The sequence below is a fragment of the Paraburkholderia rhizosphaerae genome, assembly GCF_004366595.1.
GTDB classification, from domain to species: domain Bacteria; phylum Pseudomonadota; class Gammaproteobacteria; order Burkholderiales; family Burkholderiaceae; genus Paraburkholderia; species Paraburkholderia rhizosphaerae.
In genome coordinates, this window is record NZ_SORE01000011.1 from 193,818 (window position 1) to 218,793 (window position 24,976).

At 61.5% G+C, this 24,976-nt stretch carries 25 protein-coding genes; 18 read left to right on the forward strand and 7 right to left on the reverse strand.

The window, feature by feature from the left end; all coding sequences use genetic code 11:
* Positions 1-35: 35 nt before the first annotated feature.
* Positions 36-1,064 (reverse strand): ParA family protein, encoded by a 1,029-nt coding sequence (locus tag BX592_RS16525; RefSeq protein ID WP_134192880.1) that lies wholly within the window; start codon positions 1,062-1,064, stop codon positions 36-38.
* Between the two features lie 643 nt (positions 1,065-1,707).
* Between BX592_RS16525 and BX592_RS16530 the strand changes: the two genes are divergently transcribed.
* Genes BX592_RS16530 through BX592_RS16595 form a run of 14 tightly spaced genes read left to right on the forward strand, consistent with a single transcriptional unit; the run spans position 1,708 to position 16,185 of the window.
* On the forward strand, positions 1,708-2,409 hold the full coding sequence (locus tag BX592_RS16530; protein WP_134192881.1) for a VirB8 family type IV secretion system protein: 702 nt from the start codon (positions 1,708-1,710) through the stop codon (positions 2,407-2,409).
* The gene (locus tag BX592_RS16535; RefSeq protein ID WP_134192882.1) at positions 2,406-3,281 is read left to right on the forward strand and encodes a TrbG/VirB9 family P-type conjugative transfer protein; all 876 of its coding nucleotides are present in this window, start codon (positions 2,406-2,408) and stop codon (positions 3,279-3,281) included. Before BX592_RS16530 ends, BX592_RS16535 begins: the two co-directional genes overlap by 4 nt.
* 5 nt (positions 3,282-3,286) lie before the next feature.
* Complete coding sequence (locus BX592_RS16540) at positions 3,287-4,561, forward strand: TraB/TrbI/VirB10 family type IV secretion system protein (RefSeq protein ID WP_134192883.1); 1,275 nt, start codon at positions 3,287-3,289, stop codon at positions 4,559-4,561.
* On the forward strand, positions 4,554-5,357 hold the full coding sequence (locus tag BX592_RS16545) for a transglycosylase SLT domain-containing protein (protein ID WP_134192884.1): 804 nt from the start codon (positions 4,554-4,556) through the stop codon (positions 5,355-5,357). Before BX592_RS16540 ends, BX592_RS16545 begins: the two co-directional genes overlap by 8 nt.
* 11 nt (positions 5,358-5,368) lie before the next feature.
* The gene (locus BX592_RS16550; protein WP_243849581.1) at positions 5,369-6,643 is read left to right on the forward strand and encodes a TrbG/VirB9 family P-type conjugative transfer protein; all 1,275 of its coding nucleotides are present in this window, start codon (positions 5,369-5,371) and stop codon (positions 6,641-6,643) included.
* The gene (locus BX592_RS16555; protein WP_134192885.1) at positions 6,643-7,065 is read left to right on the forward strand and encodes a lytic transglycosylase domain-containing protein; all 423 of its coding nucleotides are present in this window, start codon (positions 6,643-6,645) and stop codon (positions 7,063-7,065) included. The genes BX592_RS16550 and BX592_RS16555 overlap by 1 nt, the downstream gene beginning before the upstream one ends.
* Positions 7,066-7,068: 3 nt before the next feature.
* Positions 7,069-7,593, forward strand: coding sequence for a toxin co-regulated pilus biosynthesis Q family protein (locus BX592_RS16560; RefSeq protein ID WP_134192886.1), 525 nt, complete (start codon positions 7,069-7,071; stop codon positions 7,591-7,593).
* 2 nt (positions 7,594-7,595) lie between these two features.
* Complete coding sequence (locus tag BX592_RS16565) at positions 7,596-9,215, forward strand: type II secretory pathway protein (protein ID WP_134192887.1); 1,620 nt, start codon at positions 7,596-7,598, stop codon at positions 9,213-9,215.
* Positions 9,216-9,223: 8 nt separating this feature from the next.
* Entirely contained in the window at positions 9,224-10,522 is a 1,299-nt protein-coding gene (locus BX592_RS16570) for a type IV pilus inner membrane component PilO (RefSeq protein ID WP_134192888.1), read from the forward strand.
* Positions 10,509-11,078 (forward strand): hypothetical protein, encoded by a 570-nt coding sequence (locus tag BX592_RS16575; protein ID WP_134192889.1) that lies wholly within the window; start codon positions 10,509-10,511, stop codon positions 11,076-11,078. The genes BX592_RS16570 and BX592_RS16575 overlap by 14 nt, the downstream gene beginning before the upstream one ends.
* 3 nt (positions 11,079-11,081) lie before the next feature.
* Complete coding sequence (locus tag BX592_RS16580) at positions 11,082-13,253, forward strand: ATPase, T2SS/T4P/T4SS family (RefSeq protein ID WP_134192890.1); 2,172 nt, start codon at positions 11,082-11,084, stop codon at positions 13,251-13,253.
* A complete protein-coding gene (locus BX592_RS16585) occupies positions 13,250-14,389 on the forward strand; it encodes a type II secretion system F family protein (RefSeq protein ID WP_134192891.1) in 1,140 nt (379 codons plus the stop codon). The genes BX592_RS16580 and BX592_RS16585 overlap by 4 nt, the downstream gene beginning before the upstream one ends.
* Before the next feature lie 7 nt (positions 14,390-14,396).
* Positions 14,397-14,987: a type 4 pilus major pilin gene (locus BX592_RS16590; protein WP_134192892.1), complete on the forward strand. Its 591-nt coding sequence runs from the start codon at positions 14,397-14,399 to the stop codon at positions 14,985-14,987.
* 10 nt (positions 14,988-14,997) lie between these two features.
* Positions 14,998-16,185: a hypothetical protein gene (locus BX592_RS16595; protein ID WP_134192893.1), complete on the forward strand. Its 1,188-nt coding sequence runs from the start codon at positions 14,998-15,000 to the stop codon at positions 16,183-16,185.
* A 709-nt stretch (positions 16,186-16,894) separates the two neighbouring features.
* Here the strand turns inward: BX592_RS16595 and BX592_RS16600 are convergent.
* The 6 genes from BX592_RS16600 to BX592_RS16620 form a co-directional block, all read right to left on the reverse strand.
* Positions 16,895-17,977 (reverse strand): CAP domain-containing protein, encoded by a 1,083-nt coding sequence (locus tag BX592_RS16600; protein ID WP_134192894.1) that lies wholly within the window; start codon positions 17,975-17,977, stop codon positions 16,895-16,897.
* 247 nt (positions 17,978-18,224) lie between these two features.
* Positions 18,225-18,578 carry a hypothetical protein gene (locus tag BX592_RS16605; protein WP_134192895.1) on the reverse strand — a complete coding sequence of 118 codons (354 nt, stop codon included), beginning with the start codon at positions 18,576-18,578 and terminating at the stop codon, positions 18,225-18,227.
* Positions 18,579-18,586: 8 nt separating this feature from the next.
* Positions 18,587-18,760 (reverse strand): hypothetical protein, encoded by a 174-nt coding sequence (locus BX592_RS33850; RefSeq protein ID WP_166676376.1) that lies wholly within the window; start codon positions 18,758-18,760, stop codon positions 18,587-18,589.
* Complete coding sequence (locus BX592_RS16610; protein WP_134192896.1) at positions 18,753-19,943, reverse strand: FlhC family transcriptional regulator; 1,191 nt, start codon at positions 19,941-19,943, stop codon at positions 18,753-18,755. The genes BX592_RS33850 and BX592_RS16610 overlap by 8 nt, the downstream gene beginning before the upstream one ends.
* Before the next feature lie 50 nt (positions 19,944-19,993).
* Positions 19,994-21,289, reverse strand: a complete 1,296-nt coding sequence (locus tag BX592_RS16615) for a hypothetical protein (protein WP_134192897.1) — start codon at positions 21,287-21,289, stop codon at positions 19,994-19,996.
* A 244-nt stretch (positions 21,290-21,533) separates the two neighbouring features.
* The gene (locus BX592_RS16620) at positions 21,534-22,223 is read right to left on the reverse strand and encodes a nuclease-related domain-containing protein (protein WP_134192898.1); all 690 of its coding nucleotides are present in this window, start codon (positions 22,221-22,223) and stop codon (positions 21,534-21,536) included.
* A 464-nt stretch (positions 22,224-22,687) separates the two neighbouring features.
* Between BX592_RS16620 and BX592_RS16625 the strand changes: the two genes are divergently transcribed.
* The 4 genes from BX592_RS16625 (at position 22,688) to BX592_RS16640 (ending at position 24,936) form a co-directional block, all read left to right on the forward strand.
* The gene (locus BX592_RS16625; RefSeq protein ID WP_134192899.1) at positions 22,688-23,011 is read left to right on the forward strand and encodes a hypothetical protein; all 324 of its coding nucleotides are present in this window, start codon (positions 22,688-22,690) and stop codon (positions 23,009-23,011) included.
* Between the two features lie 127 nt (positions 23,012-23,138).
* The gene (locus BX592_RS16630) at positions 23,139-23,567 is read left to right on the forward strand and encodes a hypothetical protein (protein WP_134192954.1); all 429 of its coding nucleotides are present in this window, start codon (positions 23,139-23,141) and stop codon (positions 23,565-23,567) included.
* Between the two features lie 11 nt (positions 23,568-23,578).
* Positions 23,579-24,394: a hypothetical protein gene (locus BX592_RS16635; RefSeq protein WP_134192900.1), complete on the forward strand. Its 816-nt coding sequence runs from the start codon at positions 23,579-23,581 to the stop codon at positions 24,392-24,394.
* 14 nt (positions 24,395-24,408) lie between these two features.
* A complete protein-coding gene (locus tag BX592_RS16640) occupies positions 24,409-24,936 on the forward strand; it encodes a single-stranded DNA-binding protein (protein WP_134192901.1) in 528 nt (175 codons plus the stop codon).
* Positions 24,937-24,976: the final 40 nt, after the last annotated feature.

Here is a 24,976-nt window from a genome sequence, read left to right on the forward strand (position 1 = left end):
AGAGAATTCAACTCAGTTGTTCACCCCGCGTCCCGTTAGGTCCTGTTAGGGCAGGATTTCGAGATTTCCATTCGCTCGAGAAGCTCATTGGCGCTCGCGCACAGTTCTGTTGCTGTCTGACTGCCGGGCTTTGACAGGACGACAGGTAACTCGGATTCGCCAATCAGCGCTTTCGAAAAGTCTTCGCTGCGGCGAATTGAACTGTCCAGCCACGCGTCCTTATATGATGCCTGCGTGATCGCCATCAATTGGCCCATCGCGCGCACGCGGTTGGGATCAAAGAAGTTTCCGACAATAATTAGATCGGGACTCCTCTCGAATTGGTCCTGCATCTCCGCAAGAATGCTCGAGAGATAAAACATGCCCTTCGGGGAAAATTTCTCCATCGATACTGGCGAGATGACATGGTCCGAGGCTAGCAACGCGCCATAGGTAATGCGGTTATTTGCCGGCGCAGCGTCGAAAAGTATGATGTCGTATTCAGAAATGTCAAAGTACTGGTCCTTCTTTGAGAGTCCCTCCTTGATCAGACGAGCAAGCGTCAAATCCGCATTTCTGTTTACGAACATTTCGTGCATCAGCATCGCGTCCAGCCGATCCAGATTCAGATCGGCTGGCACGATGTGCGGCCCATATTCACCGAACGGTTTCTTGATCGCCTCCTGAAGGGTTACACGACCCAATGGATAATTTGGCGTTAGGTTTCCGAAATGGTGTTCGACAATTTCTGATGGACTAATGCCAGCCTCGATTGCTTCTGCAGCTGTCAATGCTGGGTCATAGCCGAAACTAAGGGTGAGGTTCGCCTGAAAATCGAGGTCGATGACGAGCGTCTTGAATCCTCTCAGGGAAAAGATGGTGCCGAAGTTGGACGCGAGCGTAGTTTTTCCAACGCCGCTGTTCGGCGCGTACATCGTTGCGACCACCTGCTTCTTGGGCGCGGGCTTCTCCTTTCGGCGATTGGCACGATAGTGGGCCAGTTCGAAAATGTTCTCGACAGAGAAAAGGCGCGTCTTGGTGCCAGATTCCTGTCGGGCTACGTCAATTCCGAATTCATCAACCATGCGTCTGACAGTGTCGCTGGTTGTGCCTAGCAATTGGGCCGCAGCTTGGACTTTAAATGGCTTTCTCGACAAGTTAGACCTCTTGCGCAGTGTACGGGGTTGTAGACTATTTGCCCTGCCCGCAAGGAGTTTACCTATTTATAAGTAAAAATCCTAGCAACTATATTTATATCGACTTGCAAACGTTGATCTGGAAATTGGTGATACCGGCCCGCACATTGTATCTATGGGTAAAACAAAGCAAGCAATTTTGCCTAATGTATGCGCGAGTGTTGAGAAAAATGAAACTCAGCCGTCAACTGGTTGACGGCCTAAACGGTACGTCTGCGTCGGTTGAGCGTGGCTAACTTTATGATTTTCCTGTACTCGCGTCCCGAGCAAGACCTAGTCGCCGGTGCGCAAATAATGCAACGTCCGGACGTTGTGCCATGCTGGGATCGCGTACTGCTATTTTCAGAAAGCCTAAAAGCTATATCGTTTCGTCGAGCTTTCCGGGTTAAGGCCGTCAACTGGTTGACGGCACTCGTGGAGAAGCCGCGCGAAAGAGCGCATCCCGAAAGCGCCTCAAAATCGCTGCTCTTTTGCATGACTGGCTACCCGTACGGGCTGATTCAATTGAGTCGCCCCTATTGGATAGCCCGTCATGCGTTTTTTTCGAACGAAGAAGCAGATCGCACTTTCGCCGGCACCCGGCGGATACTCCGTAGAAGATCCCGAGAAGATCATCTTCGATAACGGCACGCGCCTGCGTGTCGAGGCGAATCACTGGAAGATCTTTTCCTTCATCCTCGCCGCCGTTGCCGTCGGCGCTGTCTATACGCGCAATCCTCCGCCTTCCGTTGTGAAGGCATACGGCGTCTCTTCCGATACCAGCGGTCACCCGGTCGTCACACAGCTCGTCGCCTACAGGCCTGATGACCAGGCGACGCGTACCACGCTCAAGGAGACGGTCCAGCGCTGGTTCACGATCGAACCTGTCCTGACCGACAGCATCCAGACCTCGCGCATGGCCCGCAATATCAACGCGGTCAAGGCGCAGATGGTAGGCAACGCGCGCAACCAGTTCGGCGACTGGTTAAAGAGCGATGCACCGTTCCGGGCGATCACCACCAACGCCAAGCTCGTTCGCGAAGTCCGGGTGACGAGCGTGTCGCTCCTTCCCGATTCGACCGCGGTCGTCGAATTTACGACGACTTCAACCCAGAGCGCGACCGACAAGCCGGACGTGCAGCGATACGCGCTGACGATGCGCTACCAGATTGTGCCGCCGACCGCTGAAGACGCCCTCGGTACCAATCCGTTTGGCTTCTTCTTTCCGTTCTTCACATTGAACAAGACGTCATGAAGCCACTGCTCCGAACCTTCGCGCTGTTTTTGACCGCAGTTGCCTGCATCGTTGGCAACGGCCTCGTATTGGCAGCGCCCCGAACCGCCGCGCCATCGGCAGCATCGCAACAGATCACCAGTGTGCTGGCTGACCCGATGAGCCCGGTCAACCCGTTTAACAGCGGTGTCGATCCGGTCACGATGCCGGGCGACGCGCGCATGGCGGTATTCACGTACAGCCGCGATCAGATCTTCCGCGTCATGACTGCACCGATGAAGACCACGACGATCGAGCTCGCGCGCGGCGAAAAGCTGGTCGCCGAACCGGCCTTTGGGGATTCGATCGAGTGGGTGTCCGACACCGACGGCGCGAACCATGTGTTCATCAAGCCGACGAAGCCGGGTCTCGTCAACACGTTGCACCTGAGCACGAACATGCGCGAGTACGACATGACGCTGGTGTCGTCACCGATGGGTGGGCTTTTCTACCAGACGGTGAGGTTCAGTTATCCGCAATCGCTGATGGCCAAGGTGCGGGCGCGCGAGGACGCGGGGGAGGGCAGTGATGACCCGGTGCGCTCCAACCCGACCGACTCGGGGCCGATCGGCGTCTCGCCCGACAAGCTTAATTTTGACTACAGCGTATCCGGCTCGGCACCGTTCAGGCCGGAGGTCGTATTCGATGACGGTAAATTCATATGGCTGCGGCTTCCCGCAGGCGCGCCGTTTGCCGTGCCGATCGTGAAGGATCACGGCGACAACGTCAGCCCGAATTTCATCCGCCGCGGACCGTACATCGTCGTGCAGCAGATGGCCGACCGGATCGTGCTGCGCGCCGCGAATGACGAAGTGACGATCACCCGCGGCCGCACTGGCCTCTTCGGGTTCTGACCGCCATGGCCAGACAGGCATCCCAGCCGAGCGGCGATCAGGCCGCGATCGTCAAGGGCAAGTCGCCGCGCAACGCGCTCATTGGCGTGGGCTTCGTTGCGGCCGTGCTGATCGGAGGCATTGGCATCTACTACCAGATCAAGGCGAGCAACCAGGCGCAGGAGGAAGCGCGCCAGCACAAGAAAGACAAGGCTGCCGAGGCCGTCGACAGAACACCTACGACCGAAGACGTCGACAAGATAATTGCCGACCAGCAGGCCAGGGCGCGCCGCGAAGCAGCGGAGCGTGCGGCGTCTGCGCCTGAAGCCACGCGCGAGCGCGAGCGTGGGAAGCCAGGCCTCACGGTTGACAGCTTCATGCAGGACCAGCACACAAGTGAACTCGCAAGGAGCGCCGAGGCGGTCAACGTCTATGCCTCGCCGATTTTCCCGGTGGGAATGCGGGTCAAGGAACCGGTGGTTGCGCAGAGCGCGCTACCACCCGGCATCCTCACGCCGCAGCAGATGGCCGCCCAGCAGGCAGCCGCGCAACAGGCCGCACAGGGTTCATTCGGCGCGCAGGCGGCCGGTGCACTGGCCGCCCTCGGCCAGCCGGCGGCACGCTCATCGACCACCCAGGAGCGCGATACCCGGTTCATGAAGGACGTGCAGGACCAGTCGGAGAATGGGCGCGATTTCGCGCGCACCGGGTTCGTCGGGCAGGCGCGCGGGTGCGTGCTTTCGCCGCCGCATCACATTCCCGTGCTGTCGATCGAGGGACTTAACTCCGACCGGCCCGGCACGGCGTCCCTGCTCGTTGAACAGGATGTGTACGACAGCCTGCATGGGGACTGCCTGATGATCCCGAAGGGCTCAACGATCGTCGCGCCCTACAGCGCGGACATCCAGCCCGGCCAGGAGTCGATCCTCGTCGCGGCGACCGAGCTGCGCCTGCCCAATGGCAGGCATGTGCCGCTGTACGGCGGACAGGGTGCGGACGCAGATGGTACGGCGGGCTTCTCGGGTGACGTCAACAACCATTTCTGGAAGATCTACGGCACCTCCTTCCTGACGGCGATCCTGCTTCACCGTTTCGACGGCGGCGATCAGGCGACGACGACCGGCCCGCTTGGCGTCACCCAGGTGGGCAGCACCGCAGGGCAGGTGGCGGGGAACACCGCGCAGGCGGTCCTCAACCGCTATCAGAACATCCCGCCGACGATCAGCGACGACCCGGCCGACCGCCACTTCATGATCAAGGTGAATCGCGATATCTACATGGAACCGTATCGCGATGACTAAGCGCCTTCTATCGCTCCTGCTGTGTGCGGCCGCGACCGATGCTACCGCCGCAACCATTGCGCAGGTGATCAGCCCGACCCGCGTCGTGCTGGCTGGCGGGCAGGAACGCGAAGTCCTGCCGGTGAACGGCACACCCGTCTATTACTGCGGCCTGAGCGCGTTCACGTCCTGGGCGGCGCCGCTCATCGGGCAGCACGTCGCCAGCACGGCGGACGCCGGCGTAACGGTATCGATCGACGCACGCAACGTTTCGCTCGAGCGTCTGCTCATCGATAAAGGCTGGCTGCAGCCCGCCACGCTCGACGATGACGCGCAGGCGGCCATCACGGAAGGGCGGGGCGGCTGGGCGTGCGCGAGCCCGACGACGCCATTCGAGCTGATGCGCACAAGCGTCGACGCGAAGGTCCTCGCGGGCATCGCGCTGAACGAGTCGGGGCTGAACGGCCGCGCGTGGCCATGGACGCTCAACGTGGCGGGGCAGGGCTTTTTCTTCCGTTCGCGTCAGGATGCGTATGGCGCGATCCGCGCGCTGCTCGCACAGCATCGTTGCGACTTCGACGTCGGCCTCATGCAGGTCAACTGGTGCTATCACGCGCAGCGCTTTGCGTCGCCATGGGATGCCCTTGCGCCGGCGACCAACATCCATGTCGCGGAAGACATTCTCAACGAGAACTACAGCAAAACGCATTCGGTGGCGAAGGCGATCGCGTACTACCACAGCGCGAACCCCGCGCCGGGCTCGGCCTACCTCGCGCGCTTCGTGCGCAACCTCAACCTTATCAACCACGGCTCATGAAGCGCTTTGTCATGTACAAAACTACGGTGGCTGTAGCGCTCGCAGGCCTGCTCGCGACCGTGACGGTCAGTGCTGCCAACACCGATCCGTTCGATTTCGACTACGAGATTATCGGCGGCATCACCGAGCGCCCGGCACTGATCTTCAACGATGGCTCGAAGACTTACATCCAGCCGCGCGCGGGCCAGGTCATCACCGCGGATGGCGGTCACAGCGAAGGACCGTATGTCGTTGTCGACGGCACGCCCGATGCGATTACGTACCGCGTTGCGGGTCGCGAAGCGACAGCGCGCTGGAACCGTGCGAACACGTTCATCGGTTCTGCCGCATCTCACCCCGCTAACGGCGCGGTGCAACCCGAAACGGTCTCGAACCGGCTCACGCTCATCGGCCCGCACGGAAAGCTCGACACCGCGCGCTCGCTGAACGCCACGCTGCCGGTCGCGGGAATCGTAAAGGCGCTTGTTCCGGCCGGATGGGGCGGAGCCGCGCAGAAGGACGTCGATCTGACGGGTACGAGCACCTTCGAAACCCGCGCCGGTGAAAACTGGATGCAGGCACTCGACCGGCTAATGGTGCAGATGGGGCTCTACGCCGATGTGGATTTTGATACGCATCGCGTGCGGCTGCATCGCGATCCGCCGACCGGGCCGGGCACCCCGGTGACGGTTGCGACAGAGACGGGCAAGCCGGCCGCCGCGACGGCTGAACCGGTCGCGCCGTCACAACCTTCGATGCTCGCGCAGTACTTCGGTGCGCAGGCGATCCGCGATGCCGACGACGCCCATACGCAGATCCGCTTTGCGCAGAAGCTGGCGAAGAAACTGACGTTCCGCACCCCCGAAGGCAAATCGCTGCATCCGGCATGGGATGACGCAGCGAACGTTGTCACGATTGATCGGGCCGACCGCTTCGATGTTTCCGACGGCACGAACAGCGTGAACGTGATCCGCGCGGCAGGCACGGTCTATGACTTCGATCAGGCAAGCCCGGTGCACCTCGAAGCGGTGTTCGACAACGACGGGCAGACGTATTTCAAGTTCGCGGAATCGGTCATTCACGCGACGGTATCGGATGTCCACCATCTCGGATCGGGCGAGCAGAAGGGCCGCTACTATCGGTTCAGGGGAACGGCCGACCAGTTCATCGTCTCCGCTGACGGCAACACGCTGAACGTAACGCGCCGGCACGATGTGAAATACACGGAACAGCCGGCCGCCGATACGGCAACGGCAACCGCAACGGCAACCGCTACCGCTACCGCTACCGCAATGGTGAAGCCGTGATGCGCACAATGTCACTCGGCGCCGCCACGGCACTTGTCATTGCCATGCCGTGTCGCGCGGATTGTCTCGACGATGCGGCTGCATTCCAGCACGTGAGCACTCAGCTGGTTCACGCGATCGCGCAGCACGAGTCGGGCATGCGCGCGAACGCCGTCAACGCGAACAGCAATGGCACCGAAGACATCGGGCTGATGCAGATCAACACGTCCTGGCTACCGACGCTCGCACGGTATGGCGTGCGCCGGGAGCACCTGTTCGACGCATGCGTGAACGCATACATCGGCACGTGGATCCTCGCGTCGAACATCAAACGGTTCGGACCGACCTGGAAGGCAGTGGGCGCATACAACGCCGCATCCAGTTCGAAGCAGCTCGTGTATGCCAACGCCATCTATCGACGCCTGCAGCGGCAGGGGCACTAAACCATGCAAACCACAACGATCATGCAATCCCATCGCCGTATTCATGTACTGGCCGCACTCGCCATGCTGCTTGTTGCTCCCTGGAGTCACGCGGCGATCGAAGCAAAGGCCGCCGGCGGCGACGGCTGGCAGTTGCTCTCGCAGGGTTCTGCCGCAGTGCCGTCCGCATCCCCGTCAGCAACCGCCACGTCGCTGCCTGCCGGGACGACTGGTACCTCACTCGCGGTCGCACCTGTCGTGCTGCCCGGTACGGCCTCATCGGCGACGTTCACGCTCACCATCACGCCGCAGGACATCAACCTGCGCAACGCGCTCGACCGGTGGCTGCAAACACAGGGCTGGCAGCTGGCCTGGAGCGTCGATAGTGATCTGCCGCTCGCGTTTAACGCCACCTTCACGGGCGATTTCACCTCGGTGCTCACGCAGGCCATGAGAGCGACCAATCACATGAGCACGCCAACGCGCATCTGCCGCCATACCAATAACGTCATCCGCGTGATTGCCCGCGCGGCCAACTGCAAGGACTGACAATGCGCATGCTTTTCCTGAAGACCGCGATCGCCGCGGCGGCCGTTACGATCATTGCGGGCTGCGCTGTGACGCAGGGTGACATCAACACTGTCTATGACGCGAGTCACCAGACCGCGACGGACGCGATGAACGCCGATCCGCGGCCGATCCCACTGGTTGAAGATGTGGACTCCGCGTTCCTCGGCGACCGTCAGGTGCCGGTCGCTTACGACGCATCGCTGCCAGCGATTTTCCGTGAGCGCGCGGTGACGATGCCGGCGAATGTCGGTATCAAACAGATTGCGACGCTCGTCTCGAACGCGACCGGCTACTCGGTTCACCTGAGCCCGGACGTCTTCGTGCCGCGCGAGTCGCTGGTGCCGCGCGAATCGGCCGGGGATGGCAAGACGACCAGCTTTTCGGGCGGCGCGACACGCAACAACTACGAGGAGCCGGTCTTCACCCAGGCGTACACCGGCAAGGTGGGGTCGTACCTGCGTGACATGACCGATAGCCTCGGGCTGGACTGGTCCTTCGACGGCGCGACCATCAACATCTCGCGCTTCGTGACGCGGATGTACCAGATCGCGGCGATTCCGGGCAAGGTCTCGGTGAAGTCCACCATGTCCAAGGGCATGAATACGTCGACTGGCAATCAGGCCAACGGTGGCGGGTCGACCAGTAGCGACACGGGTTCCTTCTCGGCGATCACGTCGACAGGCCGCGACGGCGCCTTCGACCAGATCCAGTCGATTACTGACGAGCTCAACCGGCTGCGCTCGCCGATGGGCCGCGTAGTCGTGAACCCGCAGAGCCGCCTCGTCGTTGTCTACGACACAAAGGAAGCGGCCGACCGGATGGGCCAGCTGCTCACGCGTGAGAACGCGATCTCGACGCGTCAGGTGTCGATCCGTGTGCGCACGTTGCAGCTGCAGCTGAACAACGGCAGTCAGGCCGGGGTGAACGCGGATGTCGTATTCAATGCCATCCAGGGTGGTCTCGCGAAGTATGCGGTGAGCTTCACCTCGCCGACCTCGCTGTCGTCGGGTGGCGGTACCGTTGGCCTTTCGGTGCTCAAGCCCAATACGCCTTTCTCCGGTACGAACGCGGTGATCAACGCGCTCAACCTGTATGGCAAGACGATCACCGACACCACGCAGACGAAGCTCACGCTCAACGGGCTCCCTGTTTCGGTAGCGTCCTTCCAGAGCGACGACTATCTGCGCTCGACCACGCCATCGGTGGGCAGCATCAGCGGCACTTCAGGCGGTGTGCCTGGACTGACACCGGGCACCGTGACGACGGGTGACTTCGTGAACATCCTGCCGTCGGTCAACGATCACAACCAGATCGTGCTGGCGTACTGGGCCGACAGTTCGAAACTGAACGGACCATTCACGTCGGCAACCGTTGGCTCCGGCCAGACGCTGCAGCAGATCCAGCTCGCGCACACGATTGGCAGCAAGAACGACCAGACGATCGCGCTCTCGGACGGGCAGACGATCGTGCTGTACGGCACGGTGACCGATCAGTCCGACAGCACGACCAACGGTGGTATTGCCGGTATCACGGGCACGTGGAACAAGTCACAGATGTTCCAGGTGATCATGCTCACGGCCAGCGTTGTTCCTTCGATGTGAGCGTGACCATGCACATCACCGAACCACTGCCGGGTGACAGGCGCGCGCGTCTGGCCTTTGGTCTCGACTGGCGCGCGTATCCGGTCAAGGGCGGTCGCGCCGAGCGCCGGCGCTACGCCGATGACTTTGGCGCGACGCACTACGTCGAATACAGGGTTGGCGAGGAACTGATCGGCGGCTTTGCGACGCCGGACACGGGGGACGTGCAGGGCGCGCGTCTGTATTCGGGCGCTGCGCGCATTGCCCTGCACGCGCGCGTGAAGTCGAAGATCGCCGCGCTCGTGTTGCTGCAGGACGGCGAGAAGGTACATCTCGTGTTCGTGGTGCGTGGCGCGGTGCGTCACGACGAGGTGCTGACACTCGAGGCGGCGAACACGCGGCGCTTCGATATCGAGCAGGAATGCCTGCGCCTGAACCTCGCCCTCACGACACTGGGCGCAGGCCAGTCGATTGGCGACGTCGACGAGGCGTTCAACGCCGCGGCGCTGCTCGCCGAGCGCAAGTGCGGGCGGATCGAAAAGCTGCCGATGCACGTACCGGCCGCGGTACCGCTCATCGTCATCGTTGCGACGCTCGTCTTTGGCGTCAGCAAGGTCATGGACGCCTTTGCACCGCCGCCACCGCCGCCGAAGCGCGAACCGACATTGCAGGAGCGGTACGCGAAAGTCGTCACCCAGACGTTCGCGCATCCTGAGCCGCGCGCATCGGCGCTTGCGCCAATGCTGCTCACGCAGTTCGGCCCGGCCGAAACGGTGCTCAAGGGATGGCTGTTTGACAGGGCCGAGTGCGGTGCCGTCGGGCATTGCGTGATCACGTTCCGTCGCGAAGGCGGCAACTTCGACGACTTCAACCTTGCCGCGCCGGCCTCGATGCGGCCGCTACGTTTTGATGCGGATGCCCGTCATCTGAGCGCGCAGGGGCCAGCAGTACCTGCCGTTGCGACCGTATCGGCCAAAGACGTGAAGGACTGGCCCAGCGAGCAGGCGCTGATCGACATGGTCCAGACGCCGCCGCAACGGCTGTCGGTCAAGCCGTACGAGATCGACAGCTACGGGTACTCGGTCAAGCTCGACCCGGCGAAGCCGCTACTCGCGGCGCCACCGGCGCTCGCGCGCGCCGCGAAGGGAAAGCCGATACCGATGATCCGGCAGGGCACGTGGAAGGCCGAGGGCTTCCGGTGGCAGGCCCCGCTCCTTGCGCGGCTACCCGCGAGCATGACGCTCGAGAGCCTGACGGTCGAGCTATGGCTGAAGGATCAGGTGGGCATTCATTTCACTGCGAAGGGCAAATACTATGTTCCGGACTAAACGGCTTCTCATGTGCGCGGCGCTGCTGGCGAGCGCCGCGGCGTATGCCGACTCCTCCACCCCGCACCTGTCGATCGACGATATCGACCAGCTGGCGCGCGACAAGGTCGTGCGCCAACTCAAGGGCGGGGATCAGCCTGTGTCTCCTTCGCAGGCGGCGATGACACCTCCTGCTGCACCGCCCAAGCCGGAACCCGCCGCTGTTCCCGCTCCCGTGCGCGTTGAAGAGCGCGTTGAACCGGTCCGCTTCGTTGGCGCGTTCGGTGATTCAACCGGCTCGAACGTCCTCTACGAATACCGCGGGGCCGTCTACCCGGCACATGTCGGCGCGAAGCTGCTCAACGGCTGGAGCGTAAAGAAGGTCGACGGCTATCAGGTGAGCGTATCGAACGGCAAACGCACATGGACGGAACCCATCACGGGCGGTTCGCCGCAGCGCGATCCGGCTCCTGCGGTTTCGGGTGGCGGGCCGCTGCGTTCCCTCGCGGAACTCGGTGCGCCTTTGCCACCCGGCATGATGCCCGGGGCGGTCGGCGGTAGTCCTTTTGGGAGATAACACATGGGCATGTTTTCAAATGTGGACAACGACGAGCCGGCCTCGCGCGGGCTGTTCTCGAAGCTGAAAGGCTGGCGCACGAGCTTCACTGAATCGACGCCCGCAGCGTCGATGCCGATCGCCGGCGTGGAACCGCGCTTTGAGAGCGCGAAACCCGCGGCCACGCCGCGTAGCACGGCTGCCGAACCGGTCGCGGGTCAACCAATGACGCTGGGTATGCGCCTGCGCATGGCGGACGTCACGGACGTTGACGTGCACGATCCGCTGGAACGCGGTGGAGCGCCTCGCGGCACGCCGGATGAGCCCACAGCAACGGGAGACACGGCGCCCGAAGCGCCACTTGCGGCGCCTGCTTCTGACGGAGACGCGGAAATTGTTGCGCCGGCGACGGCATCCGTCGTCGAACCTGTTCGCACCATCTCTCAGCCGGAAGACCGGGAACCTGTTGCGCAGACAACCACTCCGGATATGGCTGATCGGGGCACGGATCTCATTGCACCGGAAGTGACCATTACGCCGACCGGTCTGCCACAACTGGTGTCCGCCGACGCGATCACCTTCAAGCGCATTCTCTGCGAGCGCAGTGCCGACGCCGCGCTAAAAATCACCGACGCTGCGCGCCGCGAGTTCATCGCCGTCGACCTGCAGGCCGGTGTGGCCATCGTTGTCGCGACGAAGCGCTTCCATGAGACGGCGTTCTACTCGACGTACCTGAAAGATCTCGTGCGGGCCGACATCGCGGTGCGCGAGGAAATGATCGCGACCGAAGAAGTGATCGCGGCGCTTTATGCGAGCGAGAAGAACCGGTCGGCCGCGATCGTGCCCGAATCGTCGCGCGCGATCGGCACCTTCCGCGATGTGATGGAGGCCGCACACGCGTACGGCGCGAGCGACGTCCACTGGGAGTACCGCGACTTCAACGACGAGGTGGAACTGCGCTTCCGTGTGAACGGCGACCTGTACTCCTACCGCAACATGCCGAAGGCGCTGGTGCGGCGCGCGCTGTCGGCCGCATACCAGGACCTGGTCCAGCGAAACACCAATTCAGGCGAGACGTTCCAGCCGAGCGCACCGCAGTCCGCGATGATCCCGCTCGTCGCGCAGATGGATCTGCTCAACCTGCGCTGGCAGAGCACGTCGCTCGTTGGCGGGTTTGACGTCGCACTGCGTCTGCTGGATGGCAATTTCAGGAACTACAAGGTGCGGCTCCCCGGCGAGATGGGGCTGGAGCAAAGCCAGCTTCGCATCATCGAGTCGCTGGGTAACGTGAGCGGTGGCGTCACGATCCTGACGGGGGAGACCGGTTCCGCGAAGACCACGCTGTTGCGTGCGTTCTCGTTTCTGATGACTTCACGCGATCTGCGCAAACAGTTCGCGGTCAACGAACCGTCCGAATACCCGATGCCGTGGTTATCGGACATTTCGATCCCGCGTCGACCTGATGAGTCAGACGATGAGGCCAATCGCAAATGCGCCGAGGTCATCCGCTCGCTCATGCGAATGGATCCCGACGACGTCACAGTGGGGGAGATCCGCGATCGCGTTGTGGCCTCACTCGTTGCAGAACTCGCGCTGACGGGCCACCCGGTGCGCACCTCGCTTCACGCGGACAGTGCGATCGGCGCATTCATGCGCCTTGCGGGAGGCAGACTGCAATTGCCGATGGACGAGGTGTCATCCGGGAAGTTCATCAATGCGGTCGGCAACCAGAAGCTGATTCCGCTGCTGTGTCCGCACTGCAAACGTCCGGCGAATGACGTAATGCCTGCCGCGCAACTTGAACTGCTGCGTTCGAAGTTCGGCCTCGATACATCGAAGATGGCGTGTCGCGACGAAGAGGGCTGCGACCACTGCCGCCTGCCGGGCCTGCTTACGCGCGCGGGCAAGGTCGCCGCCGGTACGAAAGGGCAGACGCTCGCCATGGAACTGTTCCGCCCAACGCCCGAGTTTCTCGAGCAGGTCGCGGTGCGGGACTGGCGCGGTGCGGAGAAGGTGTGGCGCGCAGGCCGTCTTGCCGGCTTTGGCGAACCGGACATGACCGGCAAGACCATCTACGAACATGCGCTTTACAAGGCGTCGGTCGGCCTCATCGATCCGCGCTTCATCGACGAATCGATGAAGCCGTTCGAGGAGTATCGCGTGTTCGCCGATTGCGACGGGAGGATGCCATCGTGATCCGGTCAATCCTGTACAGGATTTTCATGGTGCTGCCGCGCGCCGAACGCATGCGCATCGCGACATGGCGTTTCCAGAAAATGCGCGAGACGTTCTATCGCGAAACGCGCCTGGACGTCGCCGCAAAGGGGCTACGCAATCGCGAGACGCTGCTTGAGCGGCTGACGACGCTTGAGCGCCGGCATCGTTCGCGCCGGGCACTCGTATGGCCGGCGTTCCAGGACATCGCAAAGCGCATGCAGGCGGGCGACAGCTTTTCGGCCGCGATCAGGTCGTTTGTGCCGCGCGACGAGTATGCGCTGTTTGAACTTGCCGACGCGTCCAATCGCGCGGACGCCGCCGTGCGGGGTCTCGAGCTGGCGGAGATGGCGGCGAACGCGAAACGCGTCCTGTCGGGCACGACGTCGATCCAGATGGCGTACCCCGCGTTCCTGCTCGTCTACCTGTACGCGTTCTGCATGCTGTTCGGCGGCGCGATTTTCCCGCAGGTGCTCGACGTCAAGCCGCTCGCGCAGTGGCCAACGTCGGGCCAGATCATCTATGCGATCGACACGTTCTGCTACGACTACTGGTGGCTCACCGGCAGTCTGCTGATCGCCGCGGTCTCGTCCTACTTCTGGACGCTGCGCCGCTGGACAGGCGAGTTTCGCAACCGGATCGATCGTGCGCCGCTGATGTGGCGCAACCGTCGCGATCTGCGCGCGGCGCTGCTGATTGTGTCGCTATCCGGCCTGTTCGATTCCGGGCTGACCTTGCGCGCGGCGCTCGACCGCCTCACGCGCTCGGCCGATCCATGGTTGCGCTGGCACCTCACACGCATGAGCCGCCGTCTCACGCTCACGCCGCACGAACCGATGCGCGCACTCGACACGGGCATCTTCTCCGAGATGGTGGTCGACACGATCGCGGATGCGGCCGGTCGCGACCAGTTCGTGCAGGCCATCAAGGATCTCGGTCGGGATTCGCTGTCGCGGGTGGTCGAAGCGGTGCGTCGCAGCGCGAAGATCACGCACTACGTGCTGCTGGGCATCGCCGCGGCGATGTTTCTCCTGCTCGGCGTTGGCTCGTATGTGATGACCGGCGCGGCCAGCCTCGATACGTCGTCAGTTACCGATGTTCAAACCCTTACCCGTTAGGAACGCCATGTCCCAATACAAACGTCCACTCAATTCGCCCACGCTGCGCGATCTGGGCCGCCGCCGGCGCCAGACGGGCGAGCTGTCCATGATCGAGGCGGCCGCGGTGATGGCCGGTGCCGCGTTGCTCGCGCTTGCTGCGTACGCCGGCGGCAAGTTCGTGATGGATCGTATCCACGCATCGCAGTTCAAGAGCGAGGCGCAGCTGTTTCATACCGGCATTCTCGATGCGACCGCGAACGATACCGACTTCTCGGGTGAGACGTTGCAGACGCTCTCGCAGAATCACGCGTTCGACGCGGCCGGTTCGCGAGTTGCAACGGGCGGCACGGCGCTTAGGGGCATGTTCGGTGGCGACGTCACGGCAGCGGCGGGAACGGTCGAATCGACCAACGACGCACTGGTCGTGACGTACCCGGTACCGGCCACGGTCTGTTCGCTAAGCGTCGCGGCGCTCGCCAATGCGTACACCCAGATCGTCGTGAACAGCACGACGGTCTCGGGGCCGACCACGACGTTCGATAGCGGCACGGCGGCGACCGCGTGCACCTCGGCGGGTAGCACCGCCAGTATCGAGATGTTCACGACCCGGAGCTAGGACGGCCACCATGGCAAGCATTATCGAGATGGTGATTGTGCTGGTGGCCGCCGCGGCGCTCACGGTGCAGGGCATCCGCGAGGATATCGCGCACAAGCGCGCGCAACTGCTCGCCGTCGAAGGGCAGAACGAGCAGGTTATCAACGACGCGCTGTCGCAGTGGGTGACCGATAACTTCGCGGCGCTGCTCGACCAGTTCACGCAGAGCGGTTCACCCGATCTGACGCCGCCGACGCTGGACGAATTGTTCACGAAAGGCAACCTCAAGCAGCCGCACCGCAATGGCCCGTTCTGGGGTGGCCAGTACACGATCAACATGTCGATGGTGCCGGCCGGCTGCACGCAGGAAGCGGGCAACTGTCACGTTTCGTACGTGTTGTACCCGTCGTTGCCGCTTACGAAAGGTGGCGTCGCAGACGTCGCCGGCGCTGCGCAGGTCGCGCTTGCCGGGGGGAATTCGTTCGGATTCTCGAAGGTACAGAACGCGAGCGTGATCAGCGGCCTGAACGGCGCGTGGACCGCGACCAATCCGCTTGGCAACCTGCCCGCGGTGATTCTCGCAACGAACGGTCCGGGCTCGGATGGGGACTCGGTATGGATCGCACGCGATGGCCACCTCACGTGGACCGGTAGTCAGAACGTCAACGGCGTCGACCTGCATAACGTCGGCAATATCGACGCGCAAGGCACGATTGCTGCGCCGACGGTGGCAGCGTCAAACGTGGCGGTGAGCAATGCCGTGCGCTCGCCTGGCACATTGTTTATCCAGAATGAAGCGGGAACCGCACCGGCAGCCGCCGATATGGGAACAGCCACATTACATGGCCCCTTGCAACTCGCGAATACCGGGGTGCCTCGCGCGCCCTGTACCCCGCCCGCCGTGGTCGGCAACAGCGACGGGTCGGGGCAGGTTCTGACGTGCCAGGGAGGCCAGCTGATGCCGGTTGGTGGGCAGTGGCAACTGATGCAGCAGATCGTCGTCAGCCATGGTTCGTTTGTAGCCGCGCCGGTCTGTTCGGCGGGCGGCGTGCCGAAAATCTTCCTCGCTGCGCAAAACTTTTCGATCGACTTCACGGGAACAGTCAACTTCGGAGCCTCGACCGGTAATGGGCCGTGGCTAATTAGCATTACTGATGGAACGACCAGTTCTGGAATTCCCGGCGCGCAGGCGGTTGCTTCCGTTTACTGCGATTACTAGAGGCCAAAAAAATGACTCTGCGAACTATGTTGTTGAGGCTAATGGTTCTGATTAGCCTGTATCTGACGGGCAATGTTGCGATGGCTACGCCGCCCTTCGGCTGTATACCCGGCAACCAGGACAATACCTGCCTGACCGCGATTCGGCACGACCCTATACCTCCGAATCTCTGCCCGACCGCGGCCGGATGGACGACTGTCGTGGCCTCAGTGTGGCAAGGCTTCCAGTGGTCGCAGCCGGAGTGCAATTTACAGCCGCCGCCGTCGTGTCAGGCGGGGCAAGTCCAGACGGCCGCGCCAGTCTGGAATGGCGCGCAGTGGGTCGGGCTTGGGTGCGCGCCGCCGCTTCCTCCTCCCTCACAAAACCCGGACCCGAAGCAAATGGATCAGGCATGCAGGAGCCTCATAGCGGCAACGACAGACTTTTCAGTTTTTCAGTTCTCGCCGGAGACGCAACTGGTCATTCTAGACACGCCAAACGCCCACCAGGTGGAGTTCCGATATCAACCCGTGTCTGGCCCGTTGGTCGTTGCAAGCAATAGCTGGATGATCGTGTGCACCTTCCTGAACGGTTCGACTGTGCCGTCACCCAATCTCGGAGCATTTCCTCTCGATCCCAACTCGGATGGCGGGGGGTGAGGCCGACGAGGGCAAAAAAAAAGCGCGTGCCGGGTGGCACGCGCAATTGGAAAAAAATAAGGCTGGTTAGTTTAGTTAGCACCAGTGGTAAAAGTCCATGGCTGCGTGCTGATTGGCGTGCCGTCGCGCTGGCCGCTGAAGTTAGCAGTGTACGTCGTGTTAGCGGTAAGCGGTTCAAGGGGCAGCAGGAAAGCAACGCCCGGCGGCAGCAGATTATTCGGGTCAGCAGTTACACCGCTCACGGACCCAGCCACTGCTCCGGTGGGAACAATGATGCGGGCAGGTACAACCGAGCCGTCTGCCTTTGTCAGGGTGAAACTGCTGACGGTCAGCACGTCGCCGACGTTCGCCACATTCACCCGTACCATAACGGGTCGACCAGGGTTCACGACATCGGGTGCCGGATTGGTACCCTCGGGAATCATCGCAAGCGCGACGCCGTTTTCGTTTGCCAGCGGCGAGTGCGCAATCGCATTGGTCGGCAGTTGTTGACCACCTGAAACGAGCAGCCCGTTCGGAATCGGATTGCCACTTACGCCGGTCGTCTGCCCTAGTACAAGCGCGCATGTGTAATCCGGAAAAGAAGCAAAAGTTTGCTGAAAGCCGATGCCGATTGTCTCTGCGTTGTCGGTCAGGCTCTCTTGGTGATAAACCGTATTGAGCAGGCGTGACAGACAATTGGCCGCATAGTCCGCCGCGTTATCTTGGGGCAAACCGGCCGCGATGTCCTCAGCGATATACTCCGTCGCTGGCGCACCAGCCTTCCGTGCGCGATCCAGCGGCGTTGTCGCAAAGAAGTTCGGAAAAGTCGAAACCTGGTTGTGGTCTAGCGCGGTGATGTTGCCATTGGCCAGATTCGAATCCTGATACAAAGCCTGAGCTTGCGCCGCCGTGTCAAGGATCGGATCCTGCCGCAGTTCGCCGACGCCCATCGCGAGGCGATAGGCGTTCAGCTGCGTGAACGTTGCCGCCTGCATGGTCGTTGCCGGGAAAGTCGTCGGCGGCACGTTGGTCTGCGGCGGGATCGAGGTCTGGGCCGGCGCGGTCGCCGGTGCGGTCGACGTTGAGCCACCGCCGCCGCCACCACTACACGCGGCAAGAGCGAGCGATGCTGCGATCGCGAGAGCAGTGAAATTTAAGGTCTTTTTTTGCATTTTCGTGTTTCCTTCGTTCGTGACGGTCGCACCCCTTGCGCGACCTTGATTTCATTCTGCCAGGCGGTACGCGAAGTCAAGTGCGCGCGGCGCGTGCGTCCGCGTTTTCTAAAACTGCGAACGCAATAAAGATCGCCGACATCGTGATATCGGACGCCCGGACCAAAACTTAAGGAACTGAATGGCAGGTGTAAGCCAGTAACCCGCCACGCATGGACAAGACTTCGCTCTCGTTGGATGGGTTGCGTTAACCGCGAATGCGGCGCTTCCGGTGAAAGATGCGCAGGCCAATGAAGGCGACGACCAGCAAGCCGCCAGTGGCGAACGGGGCGTGGCCTGCAAGCATGGGCACCGTCTTCGCGGCCATATAGAAGCTAAAAAAAGCGACTACCACGCGCCCGAACCACGGTGCGCTTATCGTTGCGGACAAGCGGCGCGGCTGTTGTTCCGCGAAACTGAGGTTCGTCCGCTCAAGATCGAAGTCCTTGCGGCTTGCGCGCTCGAGCCGATAGAACTGCTCGTAGCGCTCGAAGCGGCCGTCGCCGCGGCCTTCGAGCCAGGCAGCGGCACTGTCGGAGGCGAGGTAGTCGAAATCTTCCATCGTTGGGATTAGTGGGCCTGGTCGGCGGCCCATTCCATCGAGCCGGCGACGTTCGGAATTGCGCGGCCATCCGCTTCGGAGCGAATGTCGCCGGTCTGCGGATCGATCCATCCGAACTGCACGCGGCCGTCCGTCGTTAACACGATGAGACTGGCCGGAACACCCACAAATGGGCTATTCATCGTTGCCTCCAGCGTTGCGCCGCGTTTTGCGCCGTCTGGGCCCGAGTTGCTGGGTGCACGCGGGACAGACGAAGCTGCTGTGCATCTCGATCTTCGTCTCGGTATTCGACACCACGTAGTGCGTGCCGCACGAACGACAGGGCGCGACGGCCATGCGGGTGTCGGCGGCCATCGAGCGCGTAATGTGGACACCGCGATCCGCGGACAGGGGCCGCGTGTCGAAGAGCTTGCCGTAGATGTCGTTTGTGGCGATCAGCGCCTCGGGTGCGTTCGCGCCCATCGCCATCGCCGACCGGTACAGCCATGTGTAGGTGGTGGCGTGCAGACGGTTGTGCGGATTATCGACGCACCACGACACGGAGTTCACGGAGTTACCGCATTTGGAGCTTTCGCCGTTGATGACGACATAGCGCCGGCGCAACGCATTCTGGTTCAGCCGGAAGAGCGTTGCTGCGGTGGATGCACGGCAGCCGTAGGCCATCATCGCGTCCGCAAACGTCTCGTTCTTCGCGCGCTCGAGCCGCAAGTCGGCCCATCCTGCAAGGTTGGGAAGGTGTCCCGTCCTTTCGGGCGATGTCAGCATGATGTGATGCGCGATCATTTCATCGGTCAGCGTATTGCCCGTGAACTCGTACCAGAAGGTTGCGCTATTAAAACGCCAGCGGAACAGCGGCAGCCGTTGCATGCGCCCGAGCGCCATACGTAGCCGGTACGGTTGCAGCTTCTGCAGATACATCGCAAGTTCCGTGCTGATGCCAAGCAGCGGAGCAGCGAGCACGCTCATATTGACGAGTCCCGTGACCAGGTCGAGAAACCGGCGATTGGTGAACTGGATCGCCTGTGCCGACATGGAGTCGAGCGGCGGAATCTTGCGACGCAGTTCGTCGACGGCAACAGTCGTTGCCGTGTCATCGACGAAGCACCGCCAGTCCTCCACGGTCTGCAACGTTGGCGACACCATCAGGAACGGCGTGCGCAACAGGCTGCGCAAAGATGTCTGGTTATGCTTGAAATGGTCGATTTCTTTACGTTCGACCGTGAATACTTCGTTAAACCGGCCGTCCTGCTGCAACAGCGATTTCATGTGATCGACCAGGTCGAAGTTGGTCCCCTGGATCTGCGAGATCAGCCAATCCGGCACGTACAGCCGCTCAATGGCCTGGTAGTCTTCTTTCTTATGCATTTCTTTGGCCCCGCTAATAGTCTCTGCTTTTGTGTTTCGAAAAAAAACCGTTATGCCGCGCGTATTGCGGTCTGCAATTCGCTATGGAATTTGCCCACCAGGTCGGACAGCGCCTGGAGGAGGGAAGTGAATCGCGCCGGCAGCCCGTTCGCACTCACGTGCAGCTGCGTGGTGTGGTAGTCCTGTACAAAGGCGCCAAACTTTTGCACGAGCGCATTGAACATTTTTTCGAGTGCCTGGCCTTCCTCGACCGCTGCTGTCTCGGCCGCATGCTGTTCCTGCAGCGCGCTTAGCTCTTTCTGCTTGTCCTCAAGCTGGGCATTCAGTTCCTTGAGTTGCGCAAGCGATGCCTCGATCGCTTCCTGCAGGTCGGTGAACCCCTTAGGTACGGTTGGCACCTGGACTTCCTTCGTCTGCACTTTCGTCGCTGCATCCCTGAGTTCACGCGTTCTGGCCTCGAGTTCCCGCTCCGTGTTGGCAAGCTGGTGTTGTAGCGCGGTGACCTGCTGGCCGACCTCGCCGAGCGAAACCCGCGTCGACTGCGCACTTTCCCTGTTGCGCGCGAGATCCTCCTTCAGCTGGTCGTATGCGGCCATGAGCCGCTTGTTTTCAAGCTGCGACTGGTCGAGCTGACCAACGACGTTCTCGAGTTCGACGGAAACCGCTTCGATGCGCGTGTCCTTTTCCGTCAACTGCTCCTGCGCCTTCCTGAACCCGTCGACCAGCTTTTTCATGTCGAGTTTGGTCATATCAGGCTTTGCCTTGCGGGCCTCCATGACCATGTCGATGACGTCATCGCCCGTTTCAGGGCTGACAAGCAGCGTCATGTCGCTATATCCGAGAATCTGGATGGCCTCCGCGTTGTTCGCGAACTTGCTGTAGCAGTACATGTAGAGCTTGATCGTCGTACGCTTGCGGCGGAATACCTTTTCGACATAGTCATAGACGAGTTTGGCAGCCCTATCCCGCACGTTGCGGGTGTCGCCCTGGATACTGGTCATGTGGTTCTGGACTCTCGCCATGATGCGGATCACACTGCCGCCGATACGCATGTGTTCTTCCATGATGCGGCGATAGGAATGGGTGATTTCCTCGCTCTCATGGACGATGGTCCGGATAATGTCTTCCGGCAGATCCTTGCTGAAGGTCTCGTGCGCGGCGATGCTCAACTGCGGACCAGAGGGAATGAAAGCGGCGAACATCTGTGGCGTCGATTCCTCCCGTGGCACAAGCGCACCGTTACCGTCGGATTTACCGGCGGGTGCACCGTCATCATCGTCGCGACGTGTCGGATCAAAATCGTCGCCGGAATCTGCAGGATCTTTTTTGGGATTCTTGTTGCTCATGCTGACACTCCAATTTTTTTCTAGCGTGGAATATGCGTACGACGGCAACAGGCATTCGAATGCGCAGAACGCATCGTTGCTGTTCATGGGGATGCCCGGTGCAGTCAGGATACGCGGTGTTTTCGCCTCGTTGAGACCAAAAGGCGCTCTAAAAAAGGTCTCTTTTCGGTTTAAGGCGAAGTTTCTGCCTAAGGCAAGCGTGGAGCATCGGCAAAAAACGGAAAGAACTTTAGTAACGTTTGCCTTAGCCGATCTCGTTCGATCGCACACGCGCGCGATGCGCATCGATGGTCCCCGCGTCGATATCAGCAACCGCGAGGACTGCATGCCATGCGGCGGATACGTTGACTGGCTTATGTCCCTGCGCTTCATATTCGGCTTTACAGATGCGCATCGCGTAAGCGAGATCCTTGCGGCCGATAAGCGTCACAGGCAGTGACGCGGATAGTGAAGACTGGTCGGAAGCGAACACACCGAAGCCTTCGACGGGCCACATGCCCGGCATCACACTGCGAAGGAAAGCGACCTTCGCGCGGTTCTGCTTCAGAGGCGAGCGCCGCGTTTCGCGCGCGCCGCTCGGCGCGATGCGCACCAGCGTTTCCGCGTTGACGCCGGGTTCGATATGGCCGATCCAGTTCTTCGTCTCGAACACAAAGAGTCCGAACGGCGTGATGGCGAGGTGATCGATCTCGGCCGTTGGAAAGGCAGTCCCGGGTGCGTGATGCAGGAGTACCGGTCCATGATGCAGGTAGAAGTCGTCGCCGCACAGCCACGTGAGCACACGTCGCAGCTCGGCCTCGACAAGCGATTCGCCCGCGTCGCCTGACGCTTCGGCGCGAGTTCGCGGGCGACGCAGGTGCAACGAACCGCGGCCCATGCGCGCCGCGCGGTAACCGATATAGCCAAGAATCAGAAAAACGACGAATGTGGACATGATCTCAATCCAGAGTGATGACATGTCCAGTCTGACGCGGGTATCTCGAAGTCAAGTGAGCTGCAGTGCCGTCAACCAGTTGACGGCCTTAAGCTGAAAAGCTCCACAAAAAGTGGAGCTTTCCGGGGTAGTGTGAAAGCGGACGGAAAGAAAAGTACAATTCCGAAAGCCGCATCGCTTTCGCGAGCATTCGACCCGTCACGGTCACGCGCACGCAGTAATCTCTGTTCATCTCCCGCGTCATGCGACGCATCGAAATGGCACAGCGGCAGTCGGCTGTCCAGTCATGCGATAACTGCACCGCATCCTTAGCTCATCCCCCGTCAAGCATTTGCGTGTTCGTCGTTCACCAATGGCGAATACGCAAGCGCTTCGCGCGCGGGTTTCCCTGCTCATTCGAGCATCGAAAAAGCCGGACGGTTGTCCGGACATTCCCTTGTGCGCCAATTTTTCTGGAGAGAAAAATGCTGAAGCTTCTGTTGAAAGACGCGATCAAGTCACCGTTCAGGCTGCTTGCCTTGTGCATGGCGGTTTACCTCGCGGCGACATCCTTCTTCGTTGGTTTGTTTGTTGCGGTTCTCGCGGTCCGCTTCGTCGTGAAGTTTATGAAGGAGAAGGCCAAGGCGATCGCAACGGAAGCTGCTGATGCTGCACGCGCAGAAGCCGCCATACCGGTCATGCCCGTTTCACCTGCAGTGACCGCGACTCCCGAAGCAGCTGTTGAACCCACACCGGCCCCGCAATATGCGAAGTCCGCTGTGATCATTCCGTTCAGAACGGGCACCTGATAACGGGCCAGCCCTTTTTCTTCGTCACCGGTGCGCATCCGTGCGCGCTGGTGACGCCTCAACCCTTGCCGGGAATCCTTTCCCGGTCACGGGCGATGGGATTGCCGGCAACATCCGGAGCAATCCCATGGAAGCACATGTGGCTGCCTGGCAGCTGGATATCTTCGGCGACGCATCGCCGGTCCTGGTTCAAACTCACAAGCCCGACCCGCTCCCCGATCCACATCTGTGGAGCACCGCCGTTCGCGAAAAAATGATCGATGCGCTGATCTCGCTCGCGAGCGACAGCCGCCGCGGCGACCGCATGCCCGAGTCGCTGATGGACTGCGCAACGCTGCTCTCCGAGCGTCTGCGCAACGCGAAGATCGACGTTGGCGACTACAACGCAACGCTCGGCTGGATCATGGGTTACTGGTACGGCGCGCTGCCGTACGTGTACGTGTGCCGCGTCAACGGCATCGACCCCGAGACGATGCAGGACGTGATCCTCACCACACCGCTGCTCGCGCAGGACCTTCGCGCGCTTCGGTCACGGTGCTTCGGCACGTTGCTTTAGGAGACCACGCGATGGCAAATCGAGGCATATTCACGCGTGTCCTTGCGGACATTTTCCCGGGCAAACCGGCACCTGCTGCGCAGCAACCTCAAGCTGCAAAGCCGTCACCGACGCCAGCGCCGACGCAACAGCCCAAGGTAATCGGGCAGGGCGCTGCGAACGAAACGCACGTCATGATCGCTGGCGTTCCGAACCTCTTCGTCGACGAAGGTGCCTACATTGTGCAGTTCGTGCCGGCGTTTGACGAACACACCGAAGAAACTGCATTCGGCCTGAAGATCCTGCCGGATCTCATTCCTCATTGGGCGCAGGCACGCATCCACCGCTGCATCATCAAGGATGCGATCGCCGCTGCGATCCGCGGAACTGCCCAGCCTGTTCCCGGCCCGTCCGAGGCGCGACGTGATGGGCGGGCTGTACCGCAGCCCGTCGCTGAACCTGAAGACGATGATGCTGCTGCGCCTTCCGCCCCGAGCACGCCGCGGGCACCACGCCACAAGACGGGCGGTACGTTCGACTCGGCGGTTGTGGTGGGGCGCATTACATCGTGGGGCGAAGAAAAGTTTCCGCGCCGCAAGGGCACGGGCCCGCGATTCTATACGTCATTTGCAATGCATCTCGACACCGTGACTGGCGAGCGTGTCCTGCAGGGCGAAGGCCTGAAGGATGCGATCGCGACGGCCCGCTGTGAGGTGGGCGACGTTGTGTCAGTCCGTCGTCTCGAAAAGATCAAGGTGCAGGCGTTTGATGAAGCGACTGGCAAGCCACGCATGCGCGACGGCAAGCCGGTTCTCTGGGACAAGTGGTTATGGTCAATCACCAAATGAAGGGAGTTTTCTGAATGGCCTCTGTGAACAAGGTGATTCTCGTCGGCAACCTCGGCGCGGATCCCGAAGTGCGTTACATGCCCAGCGGCGACGCTGTGGCCAACATCCGCCTTGCGACAACCGACCGCTACAAGGACAAGGCGTCGGGCGAAATGAAGGAAATGACCGAGTGGCACCGCGTGTCGTTCTTCGGGCGCCTCGCTGAAATTGTCAGCGAGTATCTGAAGAAGGGTTCGTCGGTCTATATCGAAGGCCGTATCCGCACGCGCAAGTGGCAGGCGCAGGACGGTACCGACCGTTACTCGACGGAAATCATCGCCGACCAGATGCAGATGCTCGGCGGCCGCCGCATCGATAACGGCGGCGACGACGATTTCGAGCAGGGCAGGCGTGCACCGACGCGACAGCCGGCGAGATCTGCTGCTGCACCGGACATTGGCACACGCGCTCAGCCGCCGCAGCCGTCACACGGCGGTGGCGGCGGGACACGCGCTCCGGCCGGCGGCGGCTTCGATGAGATGGACGACGACATTCCGTTCTGAGGCGGTTCGGTAAGCTGCTCATTGTCTAACCGCAGAATTG

Excerpts from the sequence above, each read along its gene's own strand:
- BX592_RS16640 (WP_134192901.1), top strand. The coding sequence starts at position 24,409 with ATGGCCTCTGTGAACAAGGTGATTCTCGTCGGCAACCTCGGCGCGGAT.
- BX592_RS16635 (WP_134192900.1), top strand. The coding sequence starts at position 23,579 with ATGGCAAATCGAGGCATATTCACGCGTGTCCTTGCGGACATTTTCCCG.
- BX592_RS33850 (WP_166676376.1), bottom strand. The coding sequence starts at position 18,760 with ATGAATAGCCCATTTGTGGGTGTTCCGGCCAGTCTCATCGTGTTAACG.
- BX592_RS16620 (WP_134192898.1), bottom strand. The coding sequence starts at position 22,223 with ATGTCCACATTCGTCGTTTTTCTGATTCTTGGCTATATCGGTTACCGC.
- BX592_RS16545 (WP_134192884.1), top strand. The coding sequence starts at position 4,554 with ATGACTAAGCGCCTTCTATCGCTCCTGCTGTGTGCGGCCGCGACCGAT.
- BX592_RS16525 (WP_134192880.1), bottom strand. The coding sequence starts at position 1,064 with ATGGTTGATGAATTCGGAATTGACGTAGCCCGACAGGAATCTGGCACC.
- BX592_RS16550 (WP_243849581.1), top strand. The coding sequence starts at position 5,369 with ATGTACAAAACTACGGTGGCTGTAGCGCTCGCAGGCCTGCTCGCGACC.
- BX592_RS16580 (WP_134192890.1), top strand. The coding sequence starts at position 11,082 with ATGGGCATGTTTTCAAATGTGGACAACGACGAGCCGGCCTCGCGCGGG.
- BX592_RS16605 (WP_134192895.1), bottom strand. The coding sequence starts at position 18,578 with ATGGAAGATTTCGACTACCTCGCCTCCGACAGTGCCGCTGCCTGGCTC.
- BX592_RS16565 (WP_134192887.1), top strand. The coding sequence starts at position 7,596 with ATGCGCATGCTTTTCCTGAAGACCGCGATCGCCGCGGCGGCCGTTACG.
- BX592_RS16560 (WP_134192886.1), top strand. The coding sequence starts at position 7,069 with ATGCAAACCACAACGATCATGCAATCCCATCGCCGTATTCATGTACTG.
- BX592_RS16630 (WP_134192954.1), top strand. The coding sequence starts at position 23,139 with ATGGAAGCACATGTGGCTGCCTGGCAGCTGGATATCTTCGGCGACGCA.
- BX592_RS16555 (WP_134192885.1), top strand. The coding sequence starts at position 6,643 with ATGCGCACAATGTCACTCGGCGCCGCCACGGCACTTGTCATTGCCATG.
- BX592_RS16540 (WP_134192883.1), top strand. The coding sequence starts at position 3,287 with ATGGCCAGACAGGCATCCCAGCCGAGCGGCGATCAGGCCGCGATCGTC.
- BX592_RS16570 (WP_134192888.1), top strand. The coding sequence starts at position 9,224 with ATGCACATCACCGAACCACTGCCGGGTGACAGGCGCGCGCGTCTGGCC.
- BX592_RS16615 (WP_134192897.1), bottom strand. The coding sequence starts at position 21,289 with ATGAGCAACAAGAATCCCAAAAAAGATCCTGCAGATTCCGGCGACGAT.
- BX592_RS16590 (WP_134192892.1), top strand. The coding sequence starts at position 14,397 with ATGTCCCAATACAAACGTCCACTCAATTCGCCCACGCTGCGCGATCTG.
- BX592_RS16610 (WP_134192896.1), bottom strand. The coding sequence starts at position 19,943 with ATGCATAAGAAAGAAGACTACCAGGCCATTGAGCGGCTGTACGTGCCG.
- BX592_RS16625 (WP_134192899.1), top strand. The coding sequence starts at position 22,688 with ATGCTGAAGCTTCTGTTGAAAGACGCGATCAAGTCACCGTTCAGGCTG.
- BX592_RS16595 (WP_134192893.1), top strand. The coding sequence starts at position 14,998 with ATGGCAAGCATTATCGAGATGGTGATTGTGCTGGTGGCCGCCGCGGCG.
- BX592_RS16535 (WP_134192882.1), top strand. The coding sequence starts at position 2,406 with ATGAAGCCACTGCTCCGAACCTTCGCGCTGTTTTTGACCGCAGTTGCC.
- BX592_RS16600 (WP_134192894.1), bottom strand. The coding sequence starts at position 17,977 with ATGCAAAAAAAGACCTTAAATTTCACTGCTCTCGCGATCGCAGCATCG.
- BX592_RS16530 (WP_134192881.1), top strand. The coding sequence starts at position 1,708 with ATGCGTTTTTTTCGAACGAAGAAGCAGATCGCACTTTCGCCGGCACCC.
- BX592_RS16575 (WP_134192889.1), top strand. The coding sequence starts at position 10,509 with ATGTTCCGGACTAAACGGCTTCTCATGTGCGCGGCGCTGCTGGCGAGC.